At 71.0% G+C, this 19,146-nt stretch carries 17 protein-coding genes; 3 read left to right on the top strand and 14 right to left on the bottom strand.

The genetic code is table 11. The features are described from left to right. Window positions 1-73 precede the first annotated feature (73 nt). From trmD to proS, 6 genes are all read right to left on the bottom strand, one after another. On the bottom strand, window positions 74-907 hold the full coding sequence (gene trmD, locus OG736_RS31020) for a tRNA (guanosine(37)-N1)-methyltransferase TrmD (protein WP_327185291.1): 834 nt from the start codon (window positions 905-907) through the stop codon (window positions 74-76). Next, window positions 907-1,491, bottom strand: coding sequence for a ribosome maturation factor RimM (rimM, locus tag OG736_RS31015; RefSeq protein ID WP_327185290.1), 585 nt, complete (start codon window positions 1,489-1,491; stop codon window positions 907-909). The genes trmD and rimM overlap by 1 nt, the downstream gene beginning before the upstream one ends. 113 nt (window positions 1,492-1,604) lie before the next feature. Further along, window positions 1,605-1,844, bottom strand: a complete 240-nt coding sequence (locus tag OG736_RS31010) for an RNA-binding protein (protein ID WP_003973401.1) — start codon at window positions 1,842-1,844, stop codon at window positions 1,605-1,607. Between the two features lie 5 nt (window positions 1,845-1,849). Further along, a complete protein-coding gene (gene rpsP / locus OG736_RS31005; RefSeq protein ID WP_054239730.1) occupies window positions 1,850-2,269 on the bottom strand; it encodes a 30S ribosomal protein S16 in 420 nt (139 codons plus the stop codon). 286 nt (window positions 2,270-2,555) lie between these two features. Continuing rightward, window positions 2,556-3,152, bottom strand: a complete 597-nt coding sequence (locus tag OG736_RS31000) for a hypothetical protein (protein WP_327185289.1) — start codon at window positions 3,150-3,152, stop codon at window positions 2,556-2,558. A gap of 261 nt (window positions 3,153-3,413) precedes the next feature. Beyond that, a complete protein-coding gene (proS, locus tag OG736_RS30995; protein ID WP_327185288.1) occupies window positions 3,414-4,829 on the bottom strand; it encodes a proline--tRNA ligase in 1,416 nt (471 codons plus the stop codon). Between the two features lie 199 nt (window positions 4,830-5,028). Here proS and OG736_RS30990 point away from each other — a divergent pair, with 199 nt between their 5' ends. Further along, window positions 5,029-5,910 (top strand): class I SAM-dependent methyltransferase, encoded by an 882-nt coding sequence (locus OG736_RS30990; protein ID WP_327185287.1) that lies wholly within the window; start codon window positions 5,029-5,031, stop codon window positions 5,908-5,910. A 206-nt stretch (window positions 5,911-6,116) separates the two neighbouring features. Here OG736_RS30990 and ffh read toward each other — a convergent pair whose 3' ends face one another. The 5 genes from ffh to nsdA form a co-directional block, all read right to left on the bottom strand. Further along, complete coding sequence (gene ffh, locus OG736_RS30985; protein WP_028806666.1) at window positions 6,117-7,667, bottom strand: signal recognition particle protein; 1,551 nt, start codon at window positions 7,665-7,667, stop codon at window positions 6,117-6,119. 122 nt (window positions 7,668-7,789) lie between these two features. Next, a complete protein-coding gene (locus OG736_RS30980) occupies window positions 7,790-10,240 on the bottom strand; it encodes a [protein-PII] uridylyltransferase (protein WP_327185286.1) in 2,451 nt (816 codons plus the stop codon). 26 nt (window positions 10,241-10,266) lie between these two features. Further along, the gene (locus OG736_RS30975) at window positions 10,267-10,605 is read right to left on the bottom strand and encodes a P-II family nitrogen regulator (RefSeq protein WP_003997576.1); all 339 of its coding nucleotides are present in this window, start codon (window positions 10,603-10,605) and stop codon (window positions 10,267-10,269) included. Next, the gene (locus OG736_RS30970; RefSeq protein WP_327185285.1) at window positions 10,602-11,945 is read right to left on the bottom strand and encodes an ammonium transporter; all 1,344 of its coding nucleotides are present in this window, start codon (window positions 11,943-11,945) and stop codon (window positions 10,602-10,604) included. The genes OG736_RS30975 and OG736_RS30970 overlap by 4 nt, the downstream gene beginning before the upstream one ends. A gap of 336 nt (window positions 11,946-12,281) precedes the next feature. Then, window positions 12,282-13,766, bottom strand: a complete 1,485-nt coding sequence (gene nsdA / locus OG736_RS30965; RefSeq protein WP_327185284.1) for a transcriptional repressor NsdA — start codon at window positions 13,764-13,766, stop codon at window positions 12,282-12,284. Window positions 13,767-14,213: 447 nt separating this feature from the next. Between nsdA and OG736_RS30960 the strand changes: the two genes are divergently transcribed. Next, on the top strand, window positions 14,214-14,870 hold the full coding sequence (locus OG736_RS30960) for a bifunctional DNA primase/polymerase (protein WP_327185283.1): 657 nt from the start codon (window positions 14,214-14,216) through the stop codon (window positions 14,868-14,870). 163 nt (window positions 14,871-15,033) lie between these two features. On the opposite strand, the gene ftsY is transcribed toward OG736_RS30960, so the two are convergent. Both ftsY and OG736_RS30950 read right to left on the bottom strand, forming a co-directional pair. Further along, window positions 15,034-16,248: a signal recognition particle-docking protein FtsY gene (ftsY, locus tag OG736_RS30955; protein ID WP_327185282.1), complete on the bottom strand. Its 1,215-nt coding sequence runs from the start codon at window positions 16,246-16,248 to the stop codon at window positions 15,034-15,036. A gap of 58 nt (window positions 16,249-16,306) precedes the next feature. Then, on the bottom strand, window positions 16,307-16,510 hold the full coding sequence (locus OG736_RS30950) for a hypothetical protein (RefSeq protein ID WP_327185281.1): 204 nt from the start codon (window positions 16,508-16,510) through the stop codon (window positions 16,307-16,309). A gap of 90 nt (window positions 16,511-16,600) precedes the next feature. Here OG736_RS30950 and OG736_RS30945 point away from each other — a divergent pair, with 90 nt between their 5' ends. After that, complete coding sequence (locus OG736_RS30945; protein WP_327185280.1) at window positions 16,601-17,572, top strand: LLM class flavin-dependent oxidoreductase; 972 nt, start codon at window positions 16,601-16,603, stop codon at window positions 17,570-17,572. A gap of 87 nt (window positions 17,573-17,659) precedes the next feature. On the opposite strand, the gene OG736_RS30940 is transcribed toward OG736_RS30945, so the two are convergent. Continuing rightward, a complete protein-coding gene (locus OG736_RS30940; protein WP_327185279.1) occupies window positions 17,660-19,078 on the bottom strand; it encodes a sugar porter family MFS transporter in 1,419 nt (472 codons plus the stop codon). Between the last annotated feature and the right edge of the window lie 68 nt (window positions 19,079-19,146).

Here is a 19,146-nt window from a genome sequence, read left to right as displayed (position 1 = left end):
CCGTGTGCCCGTCGAGGCGGGCGTCGTGTCCCCCTGCGGCAGGGGCGCACACCGGACGGCGCACAACAGCGACCTATTGTTCCACGCCGTCGGTCCTGCGCCAAAATCGACCGTACGGCGCACCCTCCGGGTCGGGCGTCCAGCCCAGGATGGAGAGCATCTCGCGGTCCTTCTTGTCGAAGGTCTTCGGCTCGCAGCGCTCGATCAGGTCGGGCCGGTTGGCCGTCGTGCGCCGCAGGGCCTCGTCCCGGCGCCAGCGGGCGATCTTGCCGTGGTGGCCGCTGAGCAGCACCTCGGGGATCTCCCGGCCGCGCCAGGCGGGCGGCTTGGTGTAGACGGGGCCCTCCAGCAGGCTGGCCATGGCGCCGGGGGCGAAGGAGTCGTCGCGGTGGGACTCGGCGTTGCCGAGCACGCCGGGCAGGAGGCGTGCCACGGCCTCGGTGACGACCAAAACGGCGGCCTCCCCGCCGGCCAGGACGTAGTCGCCGATGGAGACCTCGTAGACGGGGATCCGGGTGGCGTACTCGTCGATGACCCGCCGGTCGATGCCCTCGTAGCGGGCCGGGGTGAAGATCAGCCAGGGGCGCTCGGAGAGCTCGACCGCGAGTTCCTGGGTGAAGGGCCGGCCGCTGGGGGTCGGGACGACGATCGCGGGCGCGTGCGAGCCCCGCTCGTAGCCGTCGGCCAGGACGGTGTCGAGGGCGTCACCCCAGGGGTCGGTCTTCATGACCATGCCGGGTCCGCCGCCGTAGGGGGTGTCGTCGACCGTGTTGTGCCGGTCGTACGTCCACTCCCGCAGGTCGTGCACCTGTACGTCCAGCCGGCCACGCGCGCGTGCCTTGCCGACGAGGGAGACGTTCAGCGGGTCGAGGTATTCGGGGAAGATCGTGAGGACGTCGAGGCGCATTACGGCCGGTCCCCGTCCGCGTCCCCGTCCGTGGCCTCGTCCTCGGCCGCGTCGCGCGCGGACGCGATCTCGGCCTGGTCGTCGATCAGACCGGGCGGCGGGTCGATGACGGCCCGCTGCTCCTCGAGGTCGATCTCGGTGACGATCGCCTCGACGAAGGGGATCATCACCTCGCTGCCGTCGGGCCGCTCGACGATGAAGAGGTCCTGGGAGGGCAGATGCGAGATCTCGGTGATCCGGCCGACCTCGAGGCCGTCCTTGGTGACCACGTCCAGGTCCATCAGCTGGTGGTCGTAGTACTCGTCCTCCTCCTCGGGCAGCTCCGCGGGATCGATCTCGGCGATCAGGAGGGTGTTGCGCAGGGCTTCGGCGGCGGTGCGGTCCCGCACCCCTTCGAAGCGCAGGAGGAGACGACCGCTGTGGACGCGGCCGGTCTCGATGGTCAGCGGGCCGGTCGAGGCCGGGTCCGTGGCCAGGACGGCGCCGGGCGCGAGCCGCTGCTCCGGCTCGTCGGTGCGTACCTCGACGGTGACCTCGCCCTTGATGCCGTGGGCGCGGCCGATCCGCGCGACTACGAGCTGCACTTCTGAAGATCTCCTGTCGTACCTGTCGTACCTGTCGTCACGACTGCCGTAACGACTACGGGCCGGGGACGGCCAGTGGCCCTCCCCGGCCCGAGCCGGTGCTGCGAAACGCGTCAGCGGACGTGATCCACGTCGACGAGGTCGACGCGGACGCCACGGCCGCCGATGGCGCCCACGACGGTGCGCAGAGCGCGTGCGGTGCGGCCGTTGCGGCCGATCACCTTGCCGAGGTCGTCGGGGTGGACCCGGACCTCGAGCACGCGCCCGCGGCGCAGGTTGCGCGAGGCGACCTGCACATCGTCGGGGTTGTCGACGATGCCCTTCACGAGGTGCTCAAGCGCCTCTTCGAGCATGCTGCTCAGGCCTCGGTCGACTCGGACTCGGCGGCAGCCTCGTCCTTCTTCTCAGCCTTCTTCTTCTGGGTGATGGCCTCACCCTTGCCCGAGTCGTCGCCACCGAGGGCCTCGAACACGGGGCGAGCCTTCTTCGGCTCGGCGACGAGCAGCGGCGCCGGGGCGGGCTCGCCCTTGAACTTCTGCCAGTCGCCGGTCTTCTTCAGAATCGCGAGCACCGGCTCGGTCGGCTGCGCGCCGACACCCAGCCAGTACGCCACGCGGTCGGCGTCGACCTCGATGATCGACGGGTGGTACGTCGGCTGGTACTTGCCGATCTCCTCGATCGCACGACCGTCACGACGGGTGCGGGAGTCGGCGACGACGATGCGGTAGTGAGGCGCGCGGATCTTGCCCAGACGCTTCAGCTTGATCTTGACTGCCACGGAAGTGGTGTCTCCTGGTCTTGACGTGGTTGGGCACGGCGAGATGGCCGCGTGGGGTTGCGGTACCCGAGTGCCCGATGGACGCGTCAGCCGGAGGAGAGAGGGGTCCTGTGCGACTGTCGAGTACAGCTAGCCATTGTGCCACACCGCGGGGGTCCCTTCCGGCCGCGGGTGGTTTCCGGGCATGCGGCAGCAACGCCCGGCGCTTGCGGGGCGCCGCCTTCGACGGCCCCCCGCATCACGCTGAACCGGCAGCCACGAGATGCCGGTGCATGACGGCACGTGCCTAGGCCGCGCCCGCGATCTCCGGGATCCGGAACGGCTTGCCGCAGCCCCCGCACACGATCGGCGCCTGGGCGAGGACCGACGGTACGACCCGTACGTTGCGGCCGCAGTCGCACACGGCCTTGACCCGGACACCGCCGCCGGAGGAACCGTGCCGGGCCGCCGGGCCGCGGAAGCTGCGGGTGGTGTCGGAGGAGGTGGCCGCCAGATGGGCCTTGAGGGCCCGCTGGAGGCGCTCCATCGTCGGGCGGTAGCGCCGCTTGGCCTCGGGGTTGAGCGTGACCAGGGAGAAACCGCTGCTGGGGTGGGGCTCCTCGGGGTGGTCCAGCCCCAGTTCCTCGGCGATCGCGAGGAATCTGCGGTTGTGGTAGCGGCCCGCGCGGGAGGTGTCGCGCACGCCGCGGGCTGCGGCGATGCCATGGACTGCCTCGTGAAGCAGTCGCTCGAAGGAGAGCTCGTGACCGCAGGCGGACGACGACTCCCCGATCAGGGACTCTGGCGCGGCAAGATCCGGCAGTTCGGGGTGGTACCGCTGAATGTCGGCCCACGCCTCTGCCAGCTCTGCGGCGAGAACAGGTGGTGTCTGTGTCGTGCTCACGTAATGACAACGAGCGGGGGTGCCCCTGTGTTCCTATTCCGGGCCATCCCAAATAATTTGCACGTACCCGTCAGTTGCCGCTGATGCGTCCTGACGAGGGCGGGTGCGCTGATCTGCGGAGAAGCCTCACAGCTCCCCCCAAGGTGGTGCGTAGGCCCACGTACGACCCGGCGTGTAGACGATGTCCGCACGCCGGGGTAGGGATGTTCCGCAGGGGCGCAAGAGACGTTTCGGCCGCTCTCGCGAGCGGAGGGCGCCGTCTCAGTAAGCGCGCGCGACGATCGCGACGTTACCGGGGGCGTCCCCGTCGTCCGGCACCGACCCGTCCTCGGCGACCAGACAGCGCACGGTCAGCGACTGCTCGGCCAGCCTGGCCTCGCCTTCTTCGCCGAGGGTCGCCCACGGGACACGCGCCCAGCCGCCGGCGACGGCCGCCTCGGCCGCCTCCTCGATGGTCGAGACGTCCGTCGTGCGGGACTCGCGGCGCTCACGGGACTGCTTCAGCAGCAGCGCCTGGTCCTCCTCGAGAACGGCGGGCAGCAGGGCCTCGATCGCGTCGATCGCCACCGGCTCCTTGCCTCCCGGGATACGCCGGGCCAGCATCGCGGTGCCGTTCTCCAGGTCACGGGGTCCGATCTCGACGCGGACGGGCACGCCCTTGAGCTCCCAGTCGACCGCGCGCCGCCCGAAGGGGACGTCGGTGCGGTCGTCCACCCGGACGCGGAACCCCGCCGCCTTCAGCCGGTCGCCCAGCTCGCGGACCTTGGCCAGAACCGCCTCGTCACCCTTGATCGCGAGGACGACGACCTGGATCTGGGCCAACCGCGGCGGCACCCGCAGCCCGTCGTCGTCGCCGTGGGTCATCACCAGGGCGCCGATCATGCGGGTCGTCGAACCCCAGGAGGTCTGCCAGACCAGTTCCTGGGTGCCCTCCTTCGTCAGGTACCGGGTGTTGAAGGCCTTGGCGAAGTTCTGGCCCAGCTCGTGGCTGGTGACCATCTGGAGGGCCTTGCCGTCGCCCATCATGCTCTCGAGGGTGAGGGTGTTGACGGCGCCCGCGAAGCGCTCCTTGACTGTCTTGCGGCCGGAGACGAAGTCGATCGCGAGGACGTTCTCCAGGAAGTCGCCGTAGACCTCGCGCTGGATGCGGGCGGCGAAGTCGCGGGCCTCCTCGTACGTGGCGTGCGCGGTGTGCCCCTCCTGCCAGAGGAACTCGGAGGTCCGCAGGAAGAGGCGGGGCCGAAGCTCCCAACGGACCACGTTGGCCCACTGGTTGATCAGCAGGGGCAGATCGCGGTAGCTCTGCACCCACTTGGAGAAGTACTCGTTGACGATGGTCTCGGAGGTGGGTCGGACGACCGCCGGCTCCTCCAGCTCCTTGCCGCCCCCGTGCGTCACCACGGCCAACTCGGGCGCGAATCCCTCGACATGGTCCGCCTCGCGCGTGAGGTAGGACTGCGGGATCAGCAGCGGGAAGTACGCGTTCTCGGTGCCCGTCTCCTTGATGCGGGCGTCCATCTCCGCCTGCATCCGCTCCCACAGTCCGTAACCGTACGGTCGGATCACCATGGTGCCGCGCACTGGTCCGTTGTCGGCCAGTTCCGCCTTGTTGATCAGATCCTGGTACCAGCGGGGGAAGTCGTCCGCCCGCGGGGTGAGAACGGGAGCCTTTGCCATGGCGCGATGGTACGGCCCCAAGTTGCCGGAATGTGAATTCTCGCCACAGGCACAGCCGGCGCACAAGCGGGGGCCCGAGACCCCTGGACGCCGTCGCGTACGGGGAGTTACCTGGCATACGGGGGAAGTGCGAGCGCACTGCACGGGGGCCACCTGATCGGTTATCGCGGCAACTCTCGGCGGATTGGGGCGCTTATCCATGACACCTACGCTCGTGCGGCAGCACCTGCCACTCGCGGGGCCGACGCCTCGCGCGGACCCGGGTGCACGCGCGCGTGACTGGTCGGAGATCCAGGAGCGGATGCTGGTCCCGCTCTACGAGGCCGTCTACGAGCGACTGGACGTGGGGCCCGGCACCAGGCTCCTCGCCCTCGGCTGCGGCTCGGGGCTCGCCCTGCTGATGGCGGCCTCCAGGGGCGCGGCGACCCTCACCGGTGTCGAACCCTCCTCACCCGACCGGCTGGCCCTCGCGCGCGAGCGCCTGCAGCCGAAGGAGCCCGGGGAACGGATCGCGGGCCCGCGCGGGGACGGGGGCGGCATCCGCCTCACGGACCGGTTACCGAAGGACTCGGCCGGCCCGGGCACGCGCGCGTACGACCTGGTGACCGCGTTCGAGCCGATCGGGTGTCTCGCGGGCGACGCGGACGGGCTCGGCGGTCTCCTCGCGGCCACGACACCGCTCGCCGCGCGCGGGGCGCCGGTGGTGCTCGTCGGCTGGGGTCCCCCGGAACGCTGCGCCACGTCCGCGGTGCTGCGGATCGCGACCAAGCTGGCCGAGCCGCTGCGCGGCAGCACGGTCCGGCTGCGCCCGGCGCTGCGCGACGACCTGGAGGAGGTCGCCGGGCGGGCCGGACTCAGGCCGGACGGATCGGGGCGGGTGGCCTGCCCCTTCGGGTACGCCGACGTGGAGAGCGCCCTCAAGGGCCTGCTGTCCACCGGACTGTTCGACGCGGCGGTCGCGGCGACGGACCAGGCGCAGGTCGACAAGGAACTGACCGAGGCGCTGCACCCCTACCGGCGCCCGGACGGGACGGTGTGGATGCCGAACGTGTTCCGGTACCTGATCGCGCGGACTCCCTGAAGCTCCCGCGTCCCCCGAGGACCACGCCTCCCCGTAGGCCTTCACCGGCCGCCTGACGCCCGTGCGCCGGTGCGCGTCCGCCTGCCCGTGCGCCCAGCCGCTTCCCGTCCTTACGCCGTGTGGGGCGCCCCTCCGCGAACGGAAGAGCGCCCCACACGGGCGTGCGGACGGGCTCGGCTCGACGCCGAGCCACCTGCGGCGGGCCGTCAGCCCATGAACTTCTTGAACTCGTCCGGCAGCTCGAAGTCCTGGGCGCCCTGCTGCGGCAGCCCGAGCGCGTTGCCGCCCTGGGCCTGGGCCTCGCGGCGCTGGGCCTCCTCCAGCTCCTGCTGCTTGCGCTTCATCGGGTTTCCGGAGCGCTGCTTGCCCTTGGCCTGCTTCGGCTGCTTCTTCTGCCGGCCGGCGCCGCCACCCATGCCCGGCATCCCCGGCATCCCGGGCATGCCGCCGCCCTGGGCCATCCGGGACATCATCTTGCGGGCCTCGAAGAACCGCTCGACCAGGCCCTTCACCGCGCTGACCTCGACGCCGGAACCCTTGGCGATACGGGCGCGGCGCGAGCCGTTGATGATCGTCGGCTCGTGGCGCTCGGCCGGGGTCATCGACTTGATGATCGCAGCCGTACGGTCGACGTCACGCTCGTCGAGGTTGGCGATCTGGTCCTTGATCTGGCCCATGCCGGGCAGCATGCCGAGCAGCTTGCTGATGCTGCCCATCTTCCTGACCTGCTCCATCTGGGCCAGGAAGTCGTCCAGGGTGAAGTCCTGGCCCTTCTTGGACGCCAGCTTGGAGGCCATTTTCTCGGCCTCTTCCTGACTGAACGTCTTCTCCGCCTGCTCGATCAGGGTGAGCAGGTCACCCATGTCGAGGATGCGGGAGGCCATCCGGTCGGGGTGGAAGGCGTCGAACTCGTCGAGCTTCTCGCCGTTCGAGGCGAACATGATCGGCTTGCCGGTCACCGAGGCGATCGACAGGGCCGCGCCACCGCGGGCGTCGCCGTCGAGCTTCGACAGCACGACACCGTCGAAGCCGACGCCGTCACGGAAGGACTCGGCCGTGTTGACGGCGTCCTGACCGATCATCGCGTCGACGACGAAGAGGATCTCGTCGGGCGAGACGGCGTCGCGGATGTCCGCGGCCTGCCGCATCAGCTCGGCGTCGATGCCGAGACGGCCGGCGGTGTCCACGATCACGATGTCGTGGACCTTGACCTTGGCGAACTCGATCGAGTCCTTGGCGACCTGGACCGGGTCGCCCACCCCGTTACCGGGCTGCGGGGCGTACACGGCCACGCCGGCGCGCTCGGCGACGACGCTGAGCTGGTTGACGGCGTTGGGGCGCTGGAGGTCACAGGCGACGAGCAGCGGCGAGTGGCCCTGCTCCTTCAGCCAGCGGCCGAGCTTGCCGGCGAGGGTGGTCTTACCGGCACCCTGGAGACCGGCGAGCATGATCACGGTCGGCGGCTGCTTGGCGAACCGCAGCCGCCGGGTCTCGCCACCGAGGATCGTGACGAGTTCCTCGTTGACGATCTTCAGGACCTGCTGGGCGGGGTTCAGCGCCTTGGAGACATCGGCGCCGAGAGCGCGTTCCTTGACGTTCTTGATGAACGTGCGGACGACCGGCAGGGCCACGTCCGCTTCGAGGAGTGCGATGCGGATCTCGCGCGCCGTGGCGTCGATGTCCGCTTCGCTCAAGCGCCCCTTGCCGCGCAAGTTCTTGAAGGTCGCTGAAAGGCGATCGGAAAGAGTATCGAACACGGCGGCGTCGGTCCTCGGAGTCGGGGGCAGTCTGAGCGTCTTCCAGGGTATCCGGCCGCGCAAGACATTCGTCCCCGCCTGCTGTAATCAGCGGGCGGGGACGCGTGCCACGCGGCACACGGTCACGCCCGCAGTGTCTCCTCCAGCTTGCGGGTCACCGAGGCGGCCTCGTCGCCCGGCAGCGGCGCACCCTCGGCCCCGGTGACATAGAAGGCGTCCACGGCGTTCGCGCCGAGGGTCGAGACGTGCATGCTGCGGACCCGCAGTCCCTCGTCCTCCAGGGCCCGGCCGATCCGGAACAGCAGCCCCGGCGCGTCCTGCGCGCGTACCTCGATGACCGTCGCGTGCCGGGAGGCCGCCGGGGCCACCGTCACCCGCGGCGGAGGCGCGACCACGCCCCGCCGGCGGGGATAGGCGGCGTCCCGTTCCGCGAGCCGTCCGGCGATGTCCAGCGAGCCGTCCAGGGCGCGTACGAGGTCGGCGCGCAGCCGGGCCGCCTGGGGCAGGGAGCCGTACTCGGCGGCGACCCGCCAGTTCAGCAGCAGGACGGTGCCCTCGACCCCGGTCGGCAGATCCAGGGCGCGCAGCTCGGCGGTGCGGACGGTCAGCCGGTGCATGGCGAGGACGCCGGCCACCGCGGGCAGCACGCCCGCCTGGTCGGGGACGGCGATGAGCAGTTCCACACCGAGCGGCTCGGGGTCGTCCGCCGGCCGGTCCTCCGTGGGGGGCTCGGTCTGGGCGCGCAGGGCCAGCACCGGGCTGCTGGTGGCGACCGCCTCGATGGCGAGCCGTTCCTGCTCGGCGGTGGGCGCGGCGGCGTCGGGCTCGTCCGGCTCGTCCCCGGCGAGCACCGCCGCCACCCGCTTGACCAGGTCCGCCACGAGCGAACCCCGCCAGGACGACCAGGCGGCGGGGCCGGTGGCCAGCGCGTCCGCCTCGGTGAGCGCGTGCAGCAGCTCCAGGGTGCTCTGCGAGCCGACCGCCTCGGCGACCGAGCGGACCGTGGCCGGGTCCTCCAGGTCGCGCCGGGTGGCCGTCTCGATGAGCAGCAGGTGATGCCGTACGAGCGTGGAGAGGACGGCGACGTCGACGCGGTCGAAGCCGATCCGGGCGGCGACGTCCTTGGCGATGATCTCGCCCGCGACCGAGTGGTCGCCGGGCCAGCCCTTGCCGATGTCGTGCAGCAGCGCGGAGACCAGGAGAAGGTCGGGGCGGCTGACCCGGCGGGTGAACTCGGAGGCGCGGACCGCGGTCTCGATGAGGTGCCGGTCGACGGTCCAGATGTGCACGGCGTTGCGCTGCGGGCGGCAGCGCACCCGCTCCCAGTCGGGCAGCAGCCGCGTGATCAGGCCCTCGGCCTCCAGCGCCTCCCAGACCTCGATGGTGGGCTGGCCCGAGCCGAGCAGGGTGACGAGCTGCTCACGGGCCTCGGCGGGCCAGGGCGTGGGCAGCGGGCGCACGGTGGCGGCGAGGCGCCGTACGGCGTGCAGGGAGAGCGGGAGACCGGCCTGGGCGGCGGCGGCCGCGGCGCGCAGCGGGAGCACGGGGTCGCGTTCGGGGCGTGCGGCGCGGGCGAGCACCACCTCGCCGTCCTGTTCCACCACCCCTTCGGCCAGCGGGGACCGTTCGGTGGCGGGTTTGGCACCGCCGCCCAGCATGGCGCGCAGCCGTGGCCGCACGGCGCGTGACCGCAGCACGCGCCCCACTTCGCGCCAGGTGACATCACTCGCATACGAAATGACGCGGGCCGCCTCGTACACCTGCCGCAGCAGCGTGTCGGCGTCCAGCAGGCCCAGCTCGGCGGCCACCTGGTCCTGTTCCTGGAGGGCCAGGCGGTCGGTGGCGCGGCCGGTGGCCAGGTGCAGGGCGTCCCGCACGTCGAGGAGCCGGCGCCGGGCGTCGTCGAGGCCCTCGCGGGGCGCGTCGGCCAGCCAGGAGGCGGCGACGGCCCGCAGCGCGGTGGCGTCCCTGAGCCCGCCCCGCGCCTCCTTCAGGTCCGGCTCCAGCAGGTACTGGAGCTCGCCCTGGCGTTCGGCGCGCTCGACGCAGAGTTCCTGCAGCTCGGGGAGGCGCTTGGGCGACTGGTTGCGCCAGTCGGCGAGGACGGCCGTACGCAGTCCCGCCGTGAGACCGGGGTCGCCGACGAGGTGGCGGGCGTCGAGGAGGCCGAGCTGGACCTTGAGGTCCTCCCCGGCGGTCTTGCGGGCCTCGGCCGGGGTGCGGACGGAGTGGTCCAGAGCGAGGCCCAGGTCCCACACGGGGTACCAGAGCCGGTCGGCGAGGGCGGCGACCGCCTTGGGGTCGGCGCCGTCGTGCAGCAGGAGGAGGTCCAGGTCGCTGCGCGGGGACAGCTCGCCCCGGCCGTAGCCGCCGACGGCGACCAGGGACACGCCCTTCAGGTCCTCGGTACCGGCCGTGAAGAGCCCCGACAGCCAGTCGTCGGTCAGTTCCGCGAGGGCGGAACGGCGCGGCGGCCCGGACCGCGCCCCCTCGGTGAGGAGGCGCAGCCGGGCCGCCGCGTAGCCGCTGGGTCCCGAGTCCTCTGCATCCTTGCGCACGTCCGTACTCGTCACCCAGCGACTCCTGTTCTGTTCTGCCGTCAGAGCGCGTCCGGGCCGCGCTCGCCGGTGCGGACCCTTACGGCCGTCTCGACCGGGAGGGACCAGACCTTGCCGTCACCGATCTTGCCGGTACGGGCCGCCTTGACGATGACGTCGATCAACTGCTCGGCGTCGTCGTCCTCGGCCAGCACCTCGATGCGGATCTTGGGAACCAGGTCGACCGTGTACTCGGCGCCGCGGTAGACCTCGGTGTGTCCCCGCTGACGACCGTAACCGCTGGCCTCGGTGACCGTCAGACCGTGGACGCCGAAGGCCTGAAGGGCTTCCTTGATCTCGTCGAGCCGGTGGGGCTTCACGACGGCGGTGATGAGCTTCATGCGTCCACCTTCTTGCTCGCGTCGGTGACCGCGGTCGGGAGGGCGGTCGTGCGGGCGGCGCCGCCGCCGGCCCCGCTGAAGTCGTATGCGGTCTCGGCGTGCTCGGCCTGGTCGATGCCGGCCACCTCGTCGTCCTCGGAGACCCGCATGCCGATGGTCTTGTCGAGGAGGAAGGCGAGGATCGCGGAGACCACCAGCGAGTAGGCGAGGACCGCGAAGACACCGGCGCACTGCTTCCACAGCTGGTCGAAGGAGTGGTCGCCGTAGAAGACACCGGTCGCCGTGGACTGGCCCTTGCCGCTGGCGAAGAAGCCGATCAGCAGGGAGCCGACGACACCGCCGACCAGGTGGACGCCGACGACGTCGAGCGAGTCGTCGTAGCCGAACTTGTACTTCAGGCCGACGGCCATGGCGCACAGCAGACCGGCGATGGCACCGACGGCGATCGCGCCGAGCGGGGTGACCGCACCACCCGAGGGGGTGATGGCGACCAGACCGGCGACCGCACCGGAGGCGGCGCCCAGCGTGGTGAACGCGCCGTGCCGGATCTTCTCGTAGACGAGCCAGGCCAGCATGGCGGCGGCGGTGGCGACCTGCGTGTTGACGAACATCAGCGCGCCGACGCCGTCGTCGTTGCCGAGCCACGAGCCGGCGTTGAAGCCGAACCAGCCGAACCACAGCAGACCGGCGCCGAGCATGACCAGCGGCAGGCTGTGCGGGCGCATCGGGTCCTTCTTGAACCCGACGCGCTTGCCGATGACGAGGATCACGCCGAGGGCCGCGGCACCGGCGTTGATGTGCACCGCCGTACCACCGGCGAAGTCGATGACACCCAGCTCGAAGGCCCAGCCGCCGGCGCCCCAGACCCAGTGCGCGACCGGGAAGTAGACGACCGTGGCCCACAGGGCGACGAACAGCGCCCACGCGGAGAACTTGACGCGGTCGGCCAGCGCACCGCTTATCAGGGCGGGCGTGATGATCGCGAACATCATCTGGAAGACCATGAACACGAAGATCGGGATGGTGTAGCCGTCCCACAGCTCCGTCAGGCCGATGTTGCTGAGACCGACCCAGTCGGAGTTCCAGCCGATGAGGCTGCCGGAGTCGGTGCCGAAAGCGAGGGAGAAGCCGTACAACACCCACAGGATGGTGACGATCCCGATGCTGATGAAGCTCATCATCAGCATGTTGAGCGTGCTCTTGACGCGGACCATGCCTCCGTAGAAGAAGGCGAGGCCCGGGGTCATGATCAGCACCAGGGCGGAACAGATGAGCATGAAGCCTGTGTTCGCGGACGACAGCGTGGGTGCGTCCGCCGCAAGCGTGATGGCTGCTGCCATCGGCGTCTCCTCGTCGTAGGTACGGCCCCGTGCGGGCGAAGCCAGAGCGGGTCGTGAGGGGTGGGCCGGTTATGCGCCATGAGATTCGCGCAGCGCGGTTTCGGTGGACGCCCCTCGTTGTTTCGCCGCTGTGACGAAGGCGCCTCGTGCGTTACGCCTCGATGAACTGGCTGATGTTCGTCGAGTGGATCGTTATCGTGGCGCAACCTTCGGAGAACGCAATAAACCGGCCGCGGGCGGCCTTCCGAATGACCTGGCATGGGGGAGCCGAGTCGGGCAGTTCGGGAGGGCCGGCCGCGGCCGGAGTCCAGGGTTGTGCTCGGTGGATCAGCCGGATCAGACCGCTTCGGCCGTCTCCGGCAGCTCGATGGTGAGGCGCTCGGTCAGGTCCACGACCTCGGAGAGATCCCCGAAATCGCGTACGGCGCTGTCGACGGTCTTTCGGATACGAGTGTTGACGCGCTCGGAGCGCACCTTCTTGGCCTGCTTCATGGCCTGGGTGGCGAGGGTGGCGCTCTGCTCGGGCTCGCGCTGGAGGAGGTGCACCGTGGCCATGCCGATCAGGTTCAGCACATACGACCGCTGGTGGTCGTGGTCGCCCGCGAACAGCTGCACGGCCTTGCGCATCAGGGGCTCGGCCAGCGAGGCGTAGGTGGGGCTGCGGCCGGCCACATAGGCGAGGTCGCGGAACGAGTGACTGTTCTCGCCGTAGAGCTCGGCCTCGGAGAAGAAGCGGATCCAGTCGGGGTCCGGCTCGTCCCACTCGTCCGACTCGGCGAAGGTGTCCTCGGCCATCCGCACCGCCCGCTTGCACCGGCCGGGCTGCCCCATGTTGGCGTAGGCGCGGGCCTCCATCGCATACAGCATGGACTGGGTGCGCGGGCTCGCGCAGTCCCGGCTGCCGTACTGCGCGAGGTGGATCAGTTCCAGGGCGTCCTCGGGCCGGCCGAGGTGGATCATCTGGCGGCTCATGCTGGACAGCACGTAACTGCCGAGCGGCCGGTCACCGGCCTCCTTCGCCGCGTGCAGGGCGAGCACGAAGTACTTCTGCGCGGTGGGCTGGAGCCCCACGTCGTAGCTCATCCAGCCCGCGAGCTCGGCCAGTTCGGCGGCGACCTTGAAGAGCCTCCTCGCGGTGGACTCGGGCTGCGGCTCCTGGAGGAGGTCCGTCACCTCGTGCAGCTGCCCGACGACCGCCTTGCGGCGCAGCCCGCCGCCGCACTGGGCGTCCCACTGCCGGAACATCACGGTGGTGGACTCCAGCAGGTCCAGCTCGGGCCGGGAGAGCCGGCCGCGGGCCCGGCTGGTCGGGATCGAGTCCGGTTCCTCGAGCGGGGCGGGCGGCGAGGGGACGAGCCAGCGCTGCATGGGCTCGATGAGGGACGGGCCCGCGCACAGGGCGAGCGAGGTCCCGAGGAAGCCGCGGCGCGCCAGCATCAGGTCGCTGCGGGAGAACTCGCTGAGCTGGGCCACCGTCTGCGGGGCCGTCCACGGCAGGTCCACACCGGTCACGGAGGGCACCTGGCGCGCGGCGCGCAGCCCGAGTTCCTCGACGGAGACGACACAGCCGAACCGCTCGGAGAACAGCTCGGACAGGATCCTCGGGATGGGCTCGCGGGGGTTCTCGCCGTCCAGCCAGCGACGCACGCGCGAGGTGTCCGTGGAGATGTGATTGGCACCCAACTGGCGCGCTCGGCGGTTGACTTGACGGGCGAGTTCGCCCTTCGACCAGCCGCTGCGCACGAACCACGAAGAGAGCAGCTCGTTCGGGCGCTTGTCCCCACCCGCAGCGTTGGTTCCGCTTCCGCCGTTGCCGCTCACTGGAACGCCCCCATCCCTGAGACCACTTGTCACTGAGTGCGCCAAGCCTTATCAGAATGCCGGTAAATACGGCCCGCCGTACGGTACTTGTCACCCTTCGAACGGAAAGCCGACTTGCCTCCGGCATACCCACAAGCGCATGTGCCTCCAGGACCCGCACACTCAAAGTAATCCTACGATCACGGCTCCGGCCACGAGGATCCCGGAAACGCCACCATTCGCCACCCCTTCGAATGAACTCCCGGTGGCTCGTACGCGATTCACTTGACATAGGACAGCCGGGAGTGAGCGGAGCGAAGCACTCAGGGGCGCGCACCGCCCGACACACCACCCGGAGCGCTTCCAGACGCCGCCTGGAGCGAGCGGTCGACGGGAAGCAGAAGCACACAGAGTCACGACGATCGATCGCTGCGTAACCATCGGCGCGTCGAACCCGTTGGAGGGGGCATGGGCTTCACGATCGGCGGCATTCGCGAGATCCGCTCCGGCGCGCGCAGGCGCGGTCGCTCGTCCGAGTGCACCGCCGTCGCCGAGTTCACGGGACTGTGGGGCTGGGACGCGGTGCCCGGCGCGCGGGCCGCGGCCGGCGTCTGCTCGTGCGGGCGCTCCGACTGCCGCGAACCCGGCGCGCATCCCCTGGCGTTCGCGCCCCGGGTCCCCGCCGGGGCCACGCTCGACGAGGTGAGCAGGACCTGGTCGGAGTTCCCGGGTGCCGCGGTCATGCTGCCCGTCGGGCGCGCCTTCGACGTGATCGACGTCGCCGAGCCCGCCGGCCGTCGCGCCCTGGTCCGGCTGGAGCGCATGGGTCTCCCCCTCGGCCCGGTCACCGCCACCCCCGAGGGCCGCACCCAGTTCTTCGTCGCCCCCGGCGCCGCCGCCGAACTGGCCGGCCTGCTCTACCGCATGGGCTGGGACGACCCGACCGCCCTGGATCTGCGCGGCCTCGGCCCCGGCACCTGCATCACGGCCCCGCCCTCCGACCGCGGCGGGCTCGGCCCGGTGCGCTGGCTTCGCCCGCCCGCACTGGACTCGGCCACCCGCCCGCCGGAGGCCCGCCTGCTGCTGGGCACCCTGGCCTATCTGGCCCACCGGTCGCGCGCCTGACCGTCAGGCGCGCACACAGCCGAGCGCCCGCTCCCACTGCACCTGGGGGCGGGCGCTTCTCGCTTTTCTGCGCCTGGACCGGCGCCGCTCTCGCGGATCTGGCTGAGCTCCGTCGTGGGACCTCGACGGATGGTTGCGGTCCAGGCGCGGTGGCCGATGGCCCTCAGTCGCCGATAAGGGCATCCACGAAGGCCTCGGGCTCGAAGGGCGCCAGGTCGTCCGCGCCCTCGCCGAGTCCGATCAGCTTGACCGGGACGCCCAGCTCGCGCTGGACCGCGATCACGATGCCGCCCTTCGCCGTGCCGTCCAGCTTGGTCAGGACGATGCCGGTGATGTTCACTACCTCGGCGAAGACACGGGCCTGGACGAGACCGTTCTGCCCGGTGGTGGCGTCGAGGACGAGCAGCACCTCGTCGAGCGGCGCGTGCTTCTCGACGACCCGCTTGACCTTGCCGAGCTCGTCCATGAGCCCGGTCTTGGTGTGCAGCCGCCCCGCGGTGTCGATGAGGACGACGTCCACCCCCATCTCCTTGCCCTCCTTCACCGCGTCGAACGCGACGGAGGCGGGGTCGCCCGCCTCCGGACCGCGCACGGTGTGCGCGCCGACGCGCTCGCCCCAGGTCTGGAGCTGGTCGGCGGCTGCGGCGCGGAAGGTGTCGGCGGCGCCGAGGACGACGGTCCGCCCGTCGGCCACGAGCACGCGCGCGAGCTTGCCGGTGGTGGTGGTCTTGCCGGTGCCGTTGACCCCGACGACCATCACGATGCCCGGCTTGCGCTCCTCGGGCTCGGTCTTCACGGTGCGGTCGACCTCGGTGCCGACCAGGGTGAGCAGCTCCTCGCGCAGCAGACTGCGCAGCTCCTCGGGGGTGCGGGTGCCGAGCACCCTGACGCGCTCGCGCAGCCGCTCGACCAGCTCCTGGGTGGGCTGCACGCCGACGTCGGCGGTGAGCAGCGTGTCCTCGATCTCCTCCCAGGTGTCCTCGTCGAGGTGCTCGCGGGAGAGCAGCGTGAGCAGGCCCTTGCCGAGGGCGTTCTGCGAGCGGGACAGGCGGGCGCGAAGGCGGACCAGCCGCCCCTCGGTGGGTTCCGGGACCTCGAGCTCGGGAACCTCGAGAGGGGGGGCGACGGGCGGTTCCTCGACGGCGGTGCCGGTCGAGCCGCCGTCGGGAAGATCCACCTCCTCTATCGTGCGGCGCGGTTCGTCGCGCGGCGTCTCGGCCTCGTCGCCGACGTGCGGCTCGGCCGGAGGGGCGGTGATGTCGGGCGCGGAGGGGGGCGGCGGGGGCAGCGACTTCTTCCGTCGGCTGCCGACCACGAGCCCGCCGAGCACACCGAGCACGACCACGGCGATGACTACAGCAAGGATGACGGTTTCCATAACGCGTCCAGTATGCGTGACCCCTCCCCGCCGGTGCGGGTGGCGACCCGGCCGCGCGTCAGTCCGTCGACCCGCTCTTGTGCAGCGCGGCCCTCGCCCGGAAGCGCAGGCGCAGGCAGCGGTCCTCGACCTCCGCGGGCGCGTCCGCGGGACAGCAGCAGTGCTCGGCGAGCCACCGCAGGTCGTCGGGGTCGAGCCAGAGGGCGACGCGCCCCCGCTCGGCCTCGCCCCGCGGGTCGCTCGGCACGGCGGCTCGGGTCATGGCCGGAGCGTACAGCCGGCTCGTACCGACCCATGGCCATCTGACACATCGTCAGCTACGGTCCCCCACATCCGCCGAAGGGGGCCTCCCATGCCCGTCACCGTCGTCCGTTTCAACCTCGTCGCTCCCGGCGCGACCCCGGCCGAGCTCGGTGTGCGGTACCGGGCCGCTCTGGAGATGGCCGCGTACGCCGACGAGTGCGGGGTCACGACCGTGCAGACCGAGGAGCATCACGGGGCAGAGAACAACTGGTTGCCGTCGCCGTTCGCCTTCGCGGGCGCCGTGCTCGGCGCGACCCGGCGGCTCGTGGTCACGGTCTCGGCGGTGATCGGTCCGCTGCACGACCCGCTGCGGCTGGCCGAGGACATCGCGGTGCTCGACCTGCTGAGCGGCGGCCGGCTGGTCACGGTCGCCGGGATCGGGTACCGGCCCGAGGAGTACGACCGGGCGGGGGTGGACTGGAAGCGGCGCGGGCGGCTCCAGGACGAGCTTCTCGAAACCCTGCTCAAGGCCTGGACGGGCGAGGAGTTCGAGTACCGGGGACGTACCGTACGGGTCACCCCGCGTCCGTCCTCGGCACCGCACCCCCTGCTGCTGGTCGGCGGCTCCTCGAAGGCGGCCGCCCGCCGGGCCGCCCGGCTCGGCCTGCCCTTCTTCCCCAGCGCGCACCTTCCGGAGCTGGAGGCGTACTACAAGGAGCGGCTCGTGGAGTACGGCACGGACGGCTGGACGATGATGCCGGCCGCCGAGACCCCGCTGCTGCACATCGCCGAGGATCCGGACCGGGCGTGGGCCGAGTACGGCGAGCACTTCCTGCACGAGGCACGGACGTACGCCTCCTGGCAGTCCGGCGAGATCCGCTCGGCGGTGCGGTCGGCGGCGGGCAGCGTCCGGGAGCTCCGGGACGAGGGGGTCTACCGGATCCTCACGCCGGACGAGTGTGTGGCGCAGGGGCTCGACAACCTCGTCCTGCATCCGCTGGCCGGCGGGATGCCGACGGCGGAGGGGTGGCGGGGACTGCGCCTGTTCTGCGAGAACGTGCTGCCCCGGCTCGACGGGTGAGCCGGGGCAGCGCGTCCTACGGGTATCGAGGAGCGGGCAGCGGGGATGTGGCCCGGCTCCTCGAGTTCAGGGGCCTCCTCGGGAGGCTCAGCCCATCTCCTCCAGCGACTTGCCCTTCGTCTCCTTGACGTACTTGAGGACGAACGGGATGGAGAGCGCGGCGAAGGCCGTGTAGATCACGTAGGTCGCGGAGAGGTTCCAGTCGGCCAGCGAGGGGAAGCTCGCGGTGATGGCCCAGTTGGCGATCCACTGCGCGGACGCGGCCACGCCGAGGGCGGCGGCGCGGATCCGGTTGGGGAACATCTCGCCGAGGAAGACCCAGACGACCACGCCCCAGGACAGGGCGAAGAAGAGGACGAAGACGTGGGCGGCGATCAGGGCGATCCAGCCCTGGGTGGCCGGGAGCTTGCCGTCGACCAGGTCGAAGGAGAACGCCCAGGCCTCCAGCCCGAGGCCGACGACCATGCCGACCGAGCCGATGAGGGCCAGCGGCTTGCGGCCGACACGGTCCACGAAGATCATCGCGATCACGGTGCCGATGATGTTGATGATCGACGTGGTGAAGGAGTAGAAGAACGAGTCCGTCGGGTCGACGCCGACCGACTGCCACAACGTCGAGGAGTAGTAGAACGCGACGTTGATGCCGACGAACTGCTGGAAGACCGACAGGCCGATGCCGACCCAGACGATCGGCCTGAAGAAGAAGCTGCCGCCGAGCAGGTCCTTGAAGGTGGACTTGTGCTCGCTCTTCATCCCGTGCTCGATCTCGGCGACGCGGGCGTCGAGGTCGATCTTCTCGCCCTCGACCTCTTCGAGGATGTCGCGGGCCCGCTCGTACTTGCCGACGGAGATCAGGAAGCGCGGGGACTCGGGGATCGCGAAGGACAGCAGGCCGTAGAGGACGGCCGGGACCACCATGACGCCCAGCATGACCTGCCAGGCCTCCAGGCCCATGAGCTTGCCGCGCTGGTCGCCGCCGGCGGCGTTCAGCAGACCCCAGTTGACCAGCTGCGAGATCGCGATGCCGATGACGATCGCGGCCTGCTGGAAGGACCCGAGGCGGCCGCGGTAGGCGGGCGGGGCGACCTCCGCGATGTAGGCGGGGCCGATGACGGAGGCCATGCCGATGGCGAAGCCGCCGACGACCCGCCACGCGGCGAAGTCCCACAGCGCGAAGGGCAGCGCCGAGCCGACGGCGCTGACGGTGAACAGCACGGCGGCGATCTGCATGACGCGGATACGGCCGATGCGGTCCGCGATGCGGCCGGCAGTCGCGGCGCCGATCGCACAGCCGATCAGGGCGATGGCGATGACCTGCGCCAGGGCCGCGGAGCCGACGTCGTAGCGGTCCCGGATGGCCTCGACCGCGCCGTTGATCACGGAGCTGTCGTAGCCGAAGAGGAACCCGCCCATCGCGGCCGCCGCCGCGATGAAGATGACGTGCCCGAGATGATCGGGGTGAGCCGTCCCGGCTCCTGACTTTTGCGCCTGCTCTGTGCTGGTCACGTTCAACTCCTCGGGCCGCCGGCAACGCCGCCGACGGGATCAACACCTCCAGATAGGTGGTACCTGAA

It is taken from the genome of Streptomyces sp. NBC_01334 (genome assembly GCF_035983595.1).
In the GTDB taxonomy this organism is placed as follows: Bacteria; Actinomycetota; Actinomycetes; order Streptomycetales; family Streptomycetaceae; genus Streptomyces; species Streptomyces coriariae.
The sequence above is the reverse complement of the archived record's forward strand: the minus strand, read 5'-3'. Positions and strand labels throughout refer to the sequence as shown.

What these genes read in the sequence shown, in the direction of transcription:
- proS (WP_327185288.1), bottom strand. Translation starts at nt 4,829, where the DNA reads ATGGCAAAGGCTCCCGTTCTCACCCCGCGGGCGGACGACTTCCCCCGC.
- OG736_RS30950 (WP_327185281.1), bottom strand. Translation starts at nt 16,510, where the DNA reads ATGACCCGAGCCGCCGTGCCGAGCGACCCGCGGGGCGAGGCCGAGCGG.
- OG736_RS30990 (WP_327185287.1), top strand. Translation starts at nt 5,029, where the DNA reads ATGACACCTACGCTCGTGCGGCAGCACCTGCCACTCGCGGGGCCGACG.
- OG736_RS30970 (WP_327185285.1), bottom strand. Translation starts at nt 11,945, where the DNA reads ATGGCAGCAGCCATCACGCTTGCGGCGGACGCACCCACGCTGTCGTCC.
- OG736_RS31010 (WP_003973401.1), bottom strand. Translation starts at nt 1,844, where the DNA reads ATGCTCGAAGAGGCGCTTGAGCACCTCGTGAAGGGCATCGTCGACAAC.
- OG736_RS30975 (WP_003997576.1), bottom strand. Translation starts at nt 10,605, where the DNA reads ATGAAGCTCATCACCGCCGTCGTGAAGCCCCACCGGCTCGACGAGATC.
- OG736_RS30945 (WP_327185280.1), top strand. Translation starts at nt 16,601, where the DNA reads ATGCCCGTCACCGTCGTCCGTTTCAACCTCGTCGCTCCCGGCGCGACC.
- ftsY (WP_327185282.1), bottom strand. Translation starts at nt 16,248, where the DNA reads ATGGAAACCGTCATCCTTGCTGTAGTCATCGCCGTGGTCGTGCTCGGT.
- trmD (WP_327185291.1), bottom strand. Translation starts at nt 907, where the DNA reads ATGCGCCTCGACGTCCTCACGATCTTCCCCGAATACCTCGACCCGCTG.
- OG736_RS30960 (WP_327185283.1), top strand. Translation starts at nt 14,214, where the DNA reads ATGGGCTTCACGATCGGCGGCATTCGCGAGATCCGCTCCGGCGCGCGC.